This window comes from Wolbachia endosymbiont (group A) of Dendrolimus pini, assembly GCF_964026835.1.
Taxonomy (GTDB): domain Bacteria; phylum Pseudomonadota; class Alphaproteobacteria; order Rickettsiales; family Anaplasmataceae; genus Wolbachia; species Wolbachia pipientis.
In genome coordinates this window covers 1,354,031-1,366,997 of record NZ_OZ034702.1, presented here as the reverse complement: position 1 = coordinate 1,366,997, position 12,967 = coordinate 1,354,031, and the positions used below count along the sequence as shown (strand labels likewise).

At 35.7% G+C, this 12,967-nt stretch carries 14 protein-coding genes and 1 tRNA gene; 9 read left to right on the top strand and 6 right to left on the bottom strand.

Annotation, left to right across the window (positions count from 1 at the left end; genetic code table 11):
• The first annotated feature begins 186 nt into the window (after positions 1-186).
• The 6 genes from AAGD66_RS06815 (at position 187) to AAGD66_RS06790 (ending at position 5,122) form a co-directional block, all read left to right on the top strand.
• Complete coding sequence (locus tag AAGD66_RS06815) at positions 187-480, top strand: transposase (RefSeq protein ID WP_007548709.1); 294 nt, start codon at positions 187-189, stop codon at positions 478-480.
• Positions 465-899: an IS3 family transposase gene (locus tag AAGD66_RS06810; RefSeq protein ID WP_319606382.1), complete on the top strand. Its 435-nt coding sequence runs from the start codon at positions 465-467 to the stop codon at positions 897-899. The genes AAGD66_RS06815 and AAGD66_RS06810 overlap by 16 nt, the downstream gene beginning before the upstream one ends.
• 3 nt (positions 900-902) lie before the next feature.
• Positions 903-1,064 (top strand): DDE-type integrase/transposase/recombinase, encoded by a 162-nt coding sequence (locus AAGD66_RS06805; protein WP_010082071.1) that lies wholly within the window; start codon positions 903-905, stop codon positions 1,062-1,064.
• A complete protein-coding gene (locus tag AAGD66_RS06800) occupies positions 1,057-1,221 on the top strand; it encodes an IS3 family transposase (RefSeq protein WP_141456809.1) in 165 nt (54 codons plus the stop codon). The genes AAGD66_RS06805 and AAGD66_RS06800 overlap by 8 nt, the downstream gene beginning before the upstream one ends.
• A 243-nt stretch (positions 1,222-1,464) precedes the next feature.
• Positions 1,465-4,041, top strand: coding sequence for a DNA polymerase I (polA, locus tag AAGD66_RS06795; protein WP_341814465.1), 2,577 nt, complete (start codon positions 1,465-1,467; stop codon positions 4,039-4,041).
• A 49-nt stretch (positions 4,042-4,090) separates the two neighbouring features.
• A complete protein-coding gene (locus tag AAGD66_RS06790; RefSeq protein ID WP_264723895.1) occupies positions 4,091-5,122 on the top strand; it encodes a hypothetical protein in 1,032 nt (343 codons plus the stop codon).
• A gap of 35 nt (positions 5,123-5,157) precedes the next feature.
• Here AAGD66_RS06790 and AAGD66_RS06785 read toward each other — a convergent pair whose 3' ends face one another.
• The 4 genes from AAGD66_RS06785 to AAGD66_RS06770 all read right to left on the bottom strand — a co-directional run bounded on the left by AAGD66_RS06785 (position 5,158) and on the right by AAGD66_RS06770 (position 7,550).
• Positions 5,158-5,937 carry an exodeoxyribonuclease III gene (locus AAGD66_RS06785; protein WP_264339010.1) on the bottom strand — a complete coding sequence of 260 codons (780 nt, stop codon included), beginning with the start codon at positions 5,935-5,937 and terminating at the stop codon, positions 5,158-5,160.
• The gene (locus AAGD66_RS06780) at positions 5,937-6,644 is read right to left on the bottom strand and encodes a uroporphyrinogen-III synthase (RefSeq protein ID WP_264723894.1); all 708 of its coding nucleotides are present in this window, start codon (positions 6,642-6,644) and stop codon (positions 5,937-5,939) included. The genes AAGD66_RS06785 and AAGD66_RS06780 overlap by 1 nt, the downstream gene beginning before the upstream one ends.
• 253 nt (positions 6,645-6,897) lie before the next feature.
• The gene (locus tag AAGD66_RS06775) at positions 6,898-7,395 is read right to left on the bottom strand and encodes a hypothetical protein (protein ID WP_010962975.1); all 498 of its coding nucleotides are present in this window, start codon (positions 7,393-7,395) and stop codon (positions 6,898-6,900) included.
• A gap of 70 nt (positions 7,396-7,465) precedes the next feature.
• Positions 7,466-7,550: transfer RNA gene (locus tag AAGD66_RS06770), tRNA-Leu, on the bottom strand.
• A gap of 62 nt (positions 7,551-7,612) precedes the next feature.
• Between AAGD66_RS06770 and tldD the strand changes: the two genes are divergently transcribed.
• The 3 genes from tldD (at position 7,613) to AAGD66_RS06755 (ending at position 10,565) form a co-directional block, all read left to right on the top strand.
• The gene (gene tldD, locus AAGD66_RS06765; protein WP_265024478.1) at positions 7,613-9,031 is read left to right on the top strand and encodes a metalloprotease TldD; all 1,419 of its coding nucleotides are present in this window, start codon (positions 7,613-7,615) and stop codon (positions 9,029-9,031) included.
• A gap of 55 nt (positions 9,032-9,086) precedes the next feature.
• Positions 9,087-9,227: a hypothetical protein gene (locus AAGD66_RS06760; RefSeq protein ID WP_153296798.1), complete on the top strand. Its 141-nt coding sequence runs from the start codon at positions 9,087-9,089 to the stop codon at positions 9,225-9,227.
• Positions 9,228-9,317: 90 nt separating this feature from the next.
• Complete coding sequence (locus AAGD66_RS06755) at positions 9,318-10,565, top strand: IscS subfamily cysteine desulfurase (RefSeq protein ID WP_151807811.1); 1,248 nt, start codon at positions 9,318-9,320, stop codon at positions 10,563-10,565.
• Positions 10,566-10,599: 34 nt separating this feature from the next.
• Here AAGD66_RS06755 and AAGD66_RS06750 read toward each other — a convergent pair whose 3' ends face one another.
• Both AAGD66_RS06750 and dxr read right to left on the bottom strand, forming a co-directional pair.
• Positions 10,600-11,511, bottom strand: a complete 912-nt coding sequence (locus tag AAGD66_RS06750; protein ID WP_264723892.1) for an Rpn family recombination-promoting nuclease/putative transposase — start codon at positions 11,509-11,511, stop codon at positions 10,600-10,602.
• 262 nt (positions 11,512-11,773) lie between these two features.
• Positions 11,774-12,937: a 1-deoxy-D-xylulose-5-phosphate reductoisomerase gene (dxr, locus tag AAGD66_RS06745; protein WP_264723891.1), complete on the bottom strand. Its 1,164-nt coding sequence runs from the start codon at positions 12,935-12,937 to the stop codon at positions 11,774-11,776.
• Between the last annotated feature and the right edge of the window lie 30 nt (positions 12,938-12,967).

The window sequence follows — 12,967 nt, the reverse complement described above, 5'->3', positions numbered from 1 at the left end:
CTCTTTTTACAATAATCCGAACAGATCATAATATGCTACTGCTCTACCATAGCCATAAGCACATATCTTATCCTATTCGGACTATTGCGAGAAGTGCTATACTTAAGAAATAGTGACCTTACCCAGAAAAAGTGGAGAGAAAGAAAGGAGTTTTTTCGGGTAAAATAAAATTTTGGAGGATTAGAAATGGTAAGAGAATATACGGCAGAATTCAAATTGGAAGCTGTTAAGCTGGCAAATGAACAAAGAAAGGTAGGTCAACCAGTTGCAAAAGTAGCAAGAGATCTAGGAATAAGGGATAGTGTATTAGGAAAATGGATGAAGAAATATAACGAAAAAAAGTCAGCGGCAAATGCATTTCCAGATGTAGCACCTTATGACAAAGAGAGGTTTGATTTACAAAGCAAGAGTAACAAGGGAAAGAGACATTTAAAAAAAAGCCCTGGCCAGTCAAAAAGAGTAAAATATTTTTTTATATAGTAACTGCTATAAAGTACAGGAATTATGTAGGATTTTCTGCTAGTGGCTACTATAAGTGGACCACAAGAAAAATAAGCAGTAGAGAATCAGCAAATAAAGAGCTACTCGAAGCTATTCAAAAAATATATCAAGTTTCTAAATGTAGATATGGAGCTCCTAAAATTCATGCTGAATTGAAGGCTTTGGGTAAAAGTTGCAATTTGAAAACGGTGCAAAGTATTATGCAGAAAAATGACATCAGGGCTATACTGAAAAGAAAGTTTAAAATTAAAAAACAACAAACAGATAATAGAGCTGTAGCTCCCAATATACTAGATCAAAACTTTATTGTTGATCAACCAAATAAAGTATGGGATTACTTACATCAAAACCAAGGAGGGATGGCTATATTTGGCAGCAATAATTCTCACGTATGGTAGTTAATGAGTAGTGCAATAAATAAACAATTGGTTATGAACTCTTTATTAATGGCCATTAATAGGCGTAAACCTGTTAAAAATCTACTGCTGCACAGTGACCAAGGTTCACAATATACTGCGCAAGGGTATCAATATCTCTTAGCTGTAAAGAATATAGATGAGTAATAAAGGCTGTTGTTACGACAATTCTGTTGTGGAAAGCTTCTTCAGTTCTCTAAAAAGGGAGTTACCAATAGACACCTCTCGGCACTCTAAACAGCATATCAAAACTGCTATATTTGAATATATAGAAATTTTTTATAACAAACAACGTCACTATTAACTATTGCATTCCAGAACAATTTGATGCATCATTCTTTTTGTAAAAAACATTCCAAACTTTCTCTCCACTTTTTCTGGGTAAGGTCAAATTTCTTCTACTAGGTTTTGATATTACATATGTGTACATCCCCATCATGAATGCTATTTTCGGTAAAATCTCTTACAACGCTCAAAAGCAGAAAAACAAAAACTTGATTTTCTCAGCTAAATAGTGGACCATCAAAAGCACGCATAAATATCTACAATGAAAGAAAAAACTTTCACAATCATCGATGGCTATGGTTTTCTTTTCAGAGCTTACTATGTACTACCTCACTTAATTACCACAACAGGAATGCCAATAGGTGGTGTATATGGCTTTCTGAATATGGTTCTTAAGTACATTGCCCATTCGGACTACTTAACTATAGCACTTGATGCAGGGAAAAAGAATTTTAGGCACAATTTATATTCTGAATACAAAGCAAACAGAGTAACGCCTCCTGAGGATCTAACTCCACAGTTCACCATACTGAGGGAAGCGGTAGAAGCTTTTAACCTCAGCTATGAAGAGATTGAAGGTTATGAAGCAGATGATATAATCGCAACACTAGCTGCAAAATACGCCAACCACCAAGACTTTAAAGTGGTAGTCGTTTCATCAGATAAAGATTTGTTCCAGCTTTTGAATTACAACATTCTAATATTTGATCCTATTAAAAATATATACATAGATGAAAAACAAGTAATAGAAAAATTTGGTGTAAACTCACACAAGCTTCTTGATTTATTTTCTCTAACTGGTGATGCATCTGACAACATTCCAGGCGTTCCGGGAATAGGTCCGAAGACTGCAGCTAAATTACTGGATGAATTTGATTCATTGAATAATATTATAGAGAACATTGATAATATCGAGCAAACGAGGATTCGTAATATTCTTACCGAACATAAGGAAAAAGCACTAATTTCAAGAGAACTTTTATCACTATGCGAAAAAGTAGACCTTCAACATGATATTGCAAAATATGAAGTCCATTCTCCAAATATGGAGAAACTATTATCCTTTTTAAAGAAGTATGAATTCAATTCCTTAATAGGTAAAATGGAAAAGCTTTTTTCCTATAATGGGTCTAGCACAAAAGAGAAAATAGAATATAGTAGTGAAGAGTTAGAGAAATTTTTGGAGCATTGTAGATATGAAGGCAGAATTGCAATTCATTGCCACTTTGAAGACAACTTATTAAATAAAATTTCCTTATCTTATAGCGAAAGTAATATTTTTTATATAGAGCAAGACAGCATACAAGATGCACTCATTATAATTAACTCAACTTTACTCTCAAATGGGGCGCTTAAAATAATACATAACATTAAAGAAATCAGGAAAATCTTCCCTACAGTAGAGAAGATGCTAGATTCAGTTGATGATTTGATGATAATGTCGTATAGCTTGGATACAGGAAAACACGATCACAGTATTCCAAACATAGTTGCGCATAATTTGAGTGAAAATGCAGAAATTTTCTCGGCAAAAACTTTAATAGCAATTCATGAAAAGCTAAAGCAAAGGTTATTTCAGGAAAATTTGTTCACAATTTACGAGCGCTTCGATAAGCCACTTATGAAAGTAATATTTGATATGGAGAAAAATGGGATATTACTGAACATACAAAAATTACAGGAGCTGTCCGATAAATTTCAGCAGGTAATTGCCGTGCTTGAAGATGAGATATATAATTTGGCAGGAGAAAGATTTAATATTGCTTCGCCAAAACAATTAAGTGATGTTTTGTTTAACAAAATGGGGCTTAATAAAAAGAAAAAGTCAAAAAAATCTGGATCGTATAGCACCAATTATGAAGTTCTAGAGGCACTCGAAGAAGAAGGGGTAGAAATCGCAAGTAAAATCTTAAATTGGCGACATTTAAGTAAATTAAAAGGCACCTACACTGATGCATTAATAAAGCAAGTTGATCCACTTGATGGTAGAATACACACAAGCTTTTCAACGACTGCAACTGCAACTGGAAGGCTGAGCTCCAGCAATCCTAATTTACAGAATATTCCTATCAGAAGCGAAGAGGGAAATCTTATCAGACAAGCATTTATTGCGCCAAAAGGGCATAAGATAATTTCTGCTGACTATTCACAAATAGAGTTAAGACTCCTGGCACACGTTGCAAACGTTGCAGCATTTAAAGAAGCTTTTGCAAACGGACAAGATATTCATGAGATCACCGCTAGGCAAGTTTTTGGAGTGCAAGAAATAGATGAGCAATTAAGACGCAAAGCAAAATCCATCAATTTTGGAATTATATATGGCATTAGCCCATTTGGTCTTGCAAAGCGGCTTGGAATTACCATTGCGGAAGCTGCTGAATACATTAATTACTATTTTTCCTGTTACCCAGAAATAAAGGCCTATATGGAAAAAGCAGTGTCTATCGCAAGATTGCATGGTTATGTAGAAACTTTGTTTGGCAGGAGATGCTTTGTAAGAGACATAAACAATACAATTCCTTATATAAGACAATTTGCAGAAAGGGCAGCAATAAACGCACCACTGCAAGGAACCGCTGCTGATATAATAAAACGTGCGACAATTCAGCTTTTTGACCAATTGAAAGTAGGTAAAATAATCCTCCAGGTTCACGATGAACTACTGGTTGAAGTAGAAGACGAAAAGGTGCAAGAAACAGCAAAACTTATAAAAGATATAATGGAAAATGCAATAGAAATTTCTATACCACTTGAAGTAGAAATAAAAATTGGCGACAACTGGGCTCTTAATTATGACTTAAACATCGTGGATTCTAAGAGTATAAATCATTTGAACTAATACGAAAAATATGTTAGAATAAAACATAGCAAATGCAAATAGGTCAGCCATGACAGGCCCACAAGTAAAAAGTTCAAAACCTCCAAAGTTACCTACTCAGGTAACTAACGAAGATGAGAAAATTTTTGAAAAAGAGGAACATCAGGTAATCCATGATGCCTTTATACAATTGCTAAAAAACAAAGTACAACCTAAAGAATTAAAGGAAGATGACGAGGCAGTACTCGCTTTCATGCTAAGTCAGAATCAAATTATATTCAATAATGTCAAGCTAGAAGATGTAGAACCACTCAGTGAAGAGAATTTTTCTCAGTTTTTACTTTCCGTATTTGAGAAAATTAGAGAGAAAAAATTAGCTAATGAGGAGAATCTCAAGAATGGTAAAATAAAAGAAGTAGTAGATGACTGTGTAGCTGATATACGCGGTACAGAAGCTAAAGATTCATCCATAAAGTTTGTATTGGAAATGCTGCTGCTGCTAATTGGAGGGATCAAAATAGACCCGAAAAATATTTCTGGCTCCTTTATGGATGGGATGAAAGAAAAAATACCATTCTTAGGTAAAGACAAGAAAGAAGAGGATGAACCACCGCTCAGTGATGAAGAGATGGTAAAAACGTTCTTAAGTAAATCTTTACTTCCTATTACTCTTTTTGCTTTTTCAGCATTAATATTTGGCACTGGCCCAATTGCACTAGCAATTAGTGGTGGTCTCCTTGTATGGACTGAAGTAAGTACAATCAAAAGTCTTTTTTCAAATAACAAAAAAGGTACTTTGTATGACCCTAGCTCACAAGATAAAGATGATACAGAAAAGAGAGCAAAACTGAATGGAAAAATTCTCGAGGGCATTGATGATATTTTAAAAACCCCAGTTACAGGAGTTGAGAAAGGCACCCCTGTTCCTGAGCAAGTTACTTCGGTAGGAAAAGAAAAGAGTGAACAACAACCTGTTCCTGAGCAAATTTCCCAGGAAAACAACAGGGGAAACGAAAAGAGTGAGCAGCAAGATCGATCTTGGGCAGGAAAGGAAAACAAACGAAGGGAAGAGACCATAGAGCAGCAACCAAGTAAGACCTAGGTTTGCCAAAAGTGAGTTGTGTAAGAGGTCTACTATTATTCTATAGCACATACAACAGGAGTATGATCAGACGGATTTTCTAGCTTACGCAATCTATCATCTATGTAGCATGTTTCCAATTTATCTACAGCTTGTGGTGATAACAGCATATAATCTATTCGCATTCCTTGATTATTTCTGAGTGAATTGCCTTGATAATGCCACCAAGTGAATTGTTGCAAATTTGGGTGAGATATTCTAAACGCATCTTTAAACCCAAGATTCAAGATCGCTCTTAACTTCTCACGTTCTCTTATATGAAAGCACACTTGGCCATTCAATAAGTTTGAATCAAAGACATCAATTTCATCCGGTGCAACATTATAATCGCCAGCTATAATAGTTAACTCTTCGTTCTTTAACAAAGTGCTCATCCTTTCATATAGATTATCAAAAAACTTGAGTTTATATTCAAATGCTTGAGAGTCCGGGCTTTGACCGTTTGGAACGTATACACTTCCCACCCTTACTTTCTGATTATTGTGCTTTATTATGCACTCTATATAACGCGCTTCTTGATAACCTTCTACGATATCAATCTTAAACTTCTCCAGTATCGGATATTTAGATAAAACACAAACGCCATTTCTTGCAACTTGTCCATAGACAGCACATTCATATCCCAGCTTCTCTATCTCTGCATAAGGAAATTGCTCTTCCGTACATTTTATCTCTTGCAGCAAAATTATATCTATCTGACTATCAACTATAAAACTACAAAGTTGGTTAACTCTTTTACGTATGGAGTTTACATTCCAAGTTGCAATCTTTAGCATCAACAATCCTTATTAATTATATCAATTAAACTCTCCCCAGTAGGCAACCTCGATGTTATAATTTTTTTCCATTTGATTAACTTTAAACTATCAGCAATGTTTTTACTCATGGTATATGCAACTGCATTATTCATCACATGAGATAGCCCACTTTTTAGAACTAATGAACAAAATATCCTTGCTGTCTGTGAGGAAAAAAAAGCAACACTATCAATTTTACCATCCAATAGTAAATTTTTACACCTATTAGTTAGATTCCTTTTTATAATTGTTTTATAGAGTACAACTTCTCTTACGTTGAAATCTTCTTCAGATAATCTCTTTTTTAGGTCACATGATACTTCTTGTCCCCTTATATATAAGAACTTTATTGCGTTTGAATAATGAGCTTTTATGAATGATATCAGACCATCAACGTTGCTGTCTGCTGAGATTATATCAGAAAATCCCAAATTTTTTGCAGCCTGCATGGTTGAATTACCAACTGTAATAATCGGAAAGTCATCCACTTTGCATATTTGACTAAAAGCCTTTACACTGTTTTTACTTGTGGATATTACAACGTCAAATTCGTGCGCAGATATATCAGGATTTAAGTACTTTATTGCGAATACTGGTTCTATAAAAACTTTGTATCCATACTTTCTCAATATATTTCTTGTATTGAACGAATCCAATAAAGGCCTCGTTAATAAAATAGACTTCATTCTGATTTATTTCACTACTAGTAAAATAGTACCCTTTATACACAAATTACTGAATAAAAACTTTTATTTTGATAGCTTGAGCAATTATTCAAGTAATTGATGTGGAAGTAGGAGTACTAAGCGCTCCTACCCCAATAAGCCCACAATTTCTGCTTACACTTTTTTGACGCTAATTACATCGAACTCTTTTGAATGGCTTCCTTCAGTGGAATTATATAGCTAATATTCCTGTATAAGTTAAATAAGTTAATACTTAAGCTTGTACTCTTGCAGTATTTGAAGAGAGATTCTCAAGGACGTTTTTTGTCTGTGGTTCACTAATCATAGTTTGAACGATATTAGCTGCCATAATAACACAGCCTAGAATAAAAAAAGGCGTAGAAACAAAATAAATAACAGAAGACTCAAAAAGCGACATAGATGCAATACCTCCTATTAGAAATGAAGCACTGGATGCTATATCAAGATAGATCTTTGTTAACTTTTTTTGTCCTGGAGTGTTTTTTATGCCAGATTTCTTATTAAGATTCTGTTGTCGGGAATGATCATTTAGTGACCATATATTTAAAGCAAACGAAAGTGCACTGAATATAGTGCCGGCAATACTAAAATACAGACTTAAGACAGGAATATTCAAGACCAATGCCGCTATGTATCCAATGAAAGAGATAGTAGATAGTGTAGTAACTAAGCGTTTCGAGTAAGTTCGTACCTTCTTTCTGTAGGCTAACTTATCTTTTTCACCATACATAGCATAAATATTACCTAATATGTTATATTATAACATTAATTAATTCAATAAGCAATATGGAAGCTAAGAGTGCCCGAGAGAAGACTTGAACTTCCACAACTTAAAAAGTTACTAGCACCTGAAGCTAGCGCGTCTACCAATTCCGCCACCCGGGCTTTTTATAGTTTACTATGTTAAAGTTAAATAATATACTTAAACAATTTTTAGTTCAAAGGTAATGCCAAATCTAGATCAAATATTTTTTGCTCAAAACAATGTTAATATTAATAACGTATATAAAATAGTCAATAACGCTTTGAGCAATAGCGATGGTGGTGAGCTGTTTCTAGAATTTTGCCAGTCGGAGTCCCTGGTTTTTGAGGATAACATATTAAAACACATGGACTTGAATACTAGAAGGGGATTTGGTTTAAGGTCTTTTTGTGAAGATAGTACATCTTTCGTTTGTTCTTCTGAGATCAGCGAAAAAGAAATTAGTAATGCTGCTTCTATGGTAAAAAGCTCAGTGTCTTTAAACAAGACAAATTCAATAAATTTAAACGAAGAGACAAAAAGCCTATATTCGAGGATTAACCCTATAAATGAAATGGATCTGAATTCAAAGATTAAGCTACTCAATGAGGTTAATGAGTATGTAAGGTCCAAAAATAACTGCGTGAAGCAAGTAAAAATAACTCTAAGTGGAGAATGGCAAGTTGTACAAATAATAAAGGGTGATCACAGATTAAGCGATATCAGGCCTCTGGTACGTTTTAATGTGCTAGTCATTGTAGAAAAAGATGGCCGTACCGAAAGAGGTTCTGCAGGGCATGGTGGAAGGGACTCTTATAGTAAGTTTATTTCTGAGAAAAAGTGGAAAGAAGTTGCAAACCAAGCGTTAGAACAAGCACTGGTAAATCTTGAAGCAATTCCAACTCCAGCCGGAGAAATGACAGTCGTTTTAGGTCCAGGCTGGCCAGGAATATTGTTACACGAAGCCGTGGGTCATGGACTTGAGGGCGACTTCAATCGCAAAAAAGTCTCAGCATTTTCAAATTCTGTGGGTAAACAAGTAGCAGCTAGTGACATCACAGTAGTTGATGACGGAACTCTGCCCAATTTGCGCGGCTCTATCAGCGTAGACGATGAAGGCACTCCACCCAGTTATAATATATTGATAGAGGATGGGATCCTAAAAGGATACATGCAGGATCATATGAACGCTAAACTCATGGGTGTAAGCCCAACTGGTAATGGTAGAAGAGAAAGTTATAAAGAAGTTATTATGCCGCGCATGACAAACACCTATATGTTGCCCGGAAAGTATACACCGAAGGAAATAATATCTAGCGTAAAGAAAGGTCTATATGCAGTAAATTTCGGTGGTGGGCAGGTTGATATAACGTCAGGAAAATTTGTTTTTTCATCTTCGGAAGCTTACCTAATAGAAGATGGCAAAATTACACAGCCAGTAAAAGGAGCAACACTAATTGGTGACGGTCCAACAGTGTTGAAAAAAGTATCTATGGTTGGTAATGACTTAAAGTTAGATCCTGGTGTTGGCACATGCTCGAAAGATGGACAAAATGTGCCCGTTGGAGTTGGTCAGCCGACACTCAAAGTCGACGCAATAACTGTTGGTGGAACTGAGATATAGATAAGGGCTAAAACGGATTCCAGCGCACGGCGCACAGCTGTACAAACATTATGATTTGGAAGCAATTGCCACCAATAGGGTGTCATCCCAGTGTCTGGGCACTGCCTTTGTGTTTGAGGCAAAACTGGCTATAACATTTAACACACTGCTTTCGCAAATAAATGTTCGTACAGTTATGTGTCAGCTACTTGGATGACACTTTTGTACTTGATGCAAGATTATATCTTGAAAAAATTAAGTTTTAATGCTATAAAATAATTGTAAATTTTGTCTCCGTGGTAGCTTTATGAATGTTGAAAGTAAAAAAATACACGATGCTAAAATAAAATTACCAATATTTCTTGATTATCAATCTACTACTAAAGTAGATCCCCGTGTTTTAGAGGTGATGATACCTTACTTTGGTGAGTTCAGCAATGCACACTCTCGCAGCCATTCATTTGGTTGGACTGCTGAAGAAGCAGTGGAAAAAGCAAGGAAACACATCGCTGATCTGGTGAACGCAGATAGCAAAGAAATTATCTTTACCTCAGGTGCAACTGAGTCAAATAATACAGCAATCAAGGGCGTTGCTCACTTTTATAAAAATAAAGGAAATCATATAATCACTGTCTGCACGGAGCATAAGTGTGTTCTGGATTCTTGTCGGCATCTGGAAAATGAAGGCTTTAAAGTTACATATTTGCCTGTTAAGCAAAACGGAATTATAGATTTATCAAAGCTTGAGGAAGCAATTACTGATCAAACAATCCTGGTTTCAGTGATGATGGTAAATAATGAAATCGGAGTAATTCAGCCTGTCAAAGAAATTGGTGTAATATGTAGAAAGCATAATATATTTTTCCACACAGATGCAGCTCAAAGCTTTGGAAAAGTTCCAATTGATGTTAATGAGATGTGCATTGATCTTATGAGTCTCTCTAGCCACAAAATTTATGGACCTATGGGAATAGGCGCATTATATGTACGTAGAAAGAATCCTCGTGTTAGGCTGATACCACTAATTAGTGGTGGTGGACAGGAAAGAGGCATGCGTTCTGGAACAGTTCCAACACCTCTTGCAGTTGGTTTTGGTGAAGCGGCACGTATTGCTAGAGAAGAAATGAAAAAAGAAACAACTAGAGTGGAAGAATTAAGGGATATTTTGTATAACAAGATAAAAGAAGCGTTTCCTGATATCGTTTTAAATGGTGATTATGAAAATAGAATTCCTGGCAACCTAAACTTGAGCTTTCCTTATGTTGAGGGTGAGTCTCTCATCATGGCAATCAAGGATTTAGCAGTAAGTTCTGGTTCTGCGTGCACGTCTGCGTCTCTTGAGCCTTCCTATGTCGTACGGTCGCTAAATAATGGCCATGACCTTGAGCATTCATCAATTAGATTTGGCCTAGGCCGATTTACAACTAAAGAAGAAGTTTTGTATGCAGCAGATCTTGTTGCTAAAAATGTTGGCCGACTGAGAGAAATGAGCCCACTTTGGGAGATGGTACAAGAAGGAGTAGATTTGAACACCGTGAAATGGGACTCTCATTAAATGTATCCGTTCCAACTGCAAATGCACTTTGAAATTACTCTGTACCGTTCACACTTAATTCTTCAATCTCACTAATAGAAAGGCCAGTAAACTTGACAATAGTGTTGACATCAACATTATTAGCCAGCATTGCTTTTGCGACTTCAATTTTCCCTTCCTCTTTACCAATTTTGATGCCTCTTTCTTCGCCAATTTGGATGCCTTTTTCAGTAGCAAGGTCAAGTCTGTATTCAAGAATGGCTTCTTCTTTGCGTAGATCCATTATTCTTTCTTCGTAAGCTACTAAATCTTTTTCATTCCAGCTAAACCTGTCTAATTCATCGTAGGCTAACTTTATTATTGGTGCTTTTTCTGCTATTTTCCTTAAGTCTTCTTCCGTAGTTTCATCTGCATATTTGAAGAAAAATAACCAACGATCCACTATGCTTTCTAGCTGTTCTTCCTTATTCTTAGGAAATTTAGGTAGTTCAATAAATACAAATTGAAAATCTTTTAAGTCATGCTCATTGGTTTTCTCATCTCTTATAGTGTGGCTGGATATATAATCAAGCTTATCAGGAAATAAATTACAATTAGAGATAGCAATAAAGAAAACCTTCTTTAAATCAATGTACTTACCAGATTTATCAGCTTGCCTTGAGTAAGCCTTAGCAGCATATAGTTGAGCTCGTTTTTCGAAGCCTTTATCGCGAGTAAGCTGCATTTCAATCACATACCTGGCCCCACTAGAATCCCTGCAAAGAACATCAACTATACTTTGTTTATCAGATGCAATTTCAGGATCCATTATAGTACTGAGGAATTCCACTTCTTGTATAGTATTTATCTCGGTAAACCCTAAAATATCATTCAAAAAATGTATGAGAATATTCTTATTTTTTTCAGTGCCAAAGATTCTTTTAAAGGTTAAATCCAGCTTAGGGTCGAGAAACTTAGATAAAGCCATAGCCAAAGTGCTTAAAAATATTAATAATTATACACTATTATTAACAATTATTCAACCATATTTTTGAAGATAGCTATGCCGCCGCGGTATCTCTTAGCCGCTAACACGTAGCGGGATGACGAATTACTTAACCGTCATACCACCGCGAACCGTCATACCGCCGCGGTATCTCGGCATAGATTCCGCTAACTAGTAGCGGAATGACGATTGTGCATCGTGCTTTGCTAAAAAAAATCACAGAATACAGTCTGGTTACATTACTCTAGCTATACGCAACAACTTTACTTTCAACAACTTTATTAGCAATAATACGACTTTCATAATCAATATTTATTATATCAGATAGTGAATTAATATCAGTATAACTACCAAAACTTTCCATTGTTGATTCCACTACCTCTACTATTTTTAAAAAGCCGATTCGTGACTTCAAAAATTCATTAACAGCTATTTCATTTGCAGCATTGAGCACAATACTGTTTGTTTGTGGAGCAGAAGAGTTTAACACTGCCATGCTAAGCTTTAGCGCAGGAAAACGCTTATGGTCTGGCTCTTGAAAGGTCAATTTTCCTTGCTCTGTTAAATCTAGTCTACAATTTAAAGCTGATCTTTCCGGCCAAGATAGAGCATATGAAATAGGAATTGCCATGTCAGTTTCTGCAAGCACAGCAAAGTTGAACCCATCCTTATAAGTTACAATTCCATGTACTATTGACTCAGGATGCACTACTGCTTCAATTTTATCCGGGCTGATATTAAACAAGTTATGTGCTTCTATTATCTCTAGTGCCTTATTCATCATTGTTGCGCTATCAACCGAGATTTTCTTTCCCATATTCCAAGTGGGGTGACTAAGCGCCTTATCTACCATAACATTTTTTAATTGCTCAAGGCTATAATTTAAGAATGGTCCACCAGAAGCAGTAAGTATGATCTTTTCTACGCATTTGTCGTCATTTTGCAAAATTTGAAAAATTGCATTGTGCTCAGAGTCAATAGGGATTATTTGTACATTTTTTTCTTTAGCTTTTTTGAGTAATAACTTTCCACCACAAACAATGCTTTCTTTGTTTGCCAATGCAATGACTTTGGTACCGCTTTCTATAACCTCCATAACTGGCTCAAGGCCTGCAATGCCAACTATTGCAACAACTGAGAGATCAACAGGTATGGTAGCAATATTTGTAGCACCAATTGCTATTTTTACATCTGTACCAAGTAGATTTTCTTTTAAATCTTTGTAAAACCTTTCATCGGAGATAGCAACGTATTTTGCATTCAGCAGTTTTGCTTGGTGTGCCAGTAGAGCAAAGTTCGAATGGGCACTTAGTGCTTCCACTTGGTATCCTTCTCTTCTCTTTGAGAGCAAATCTACAGTCTTTTTTCCAACACTTCCTGTTGACCCTAAAACTGAAACCTTTTTCACTAAGACAAACTCATGTTAATTATAACAACA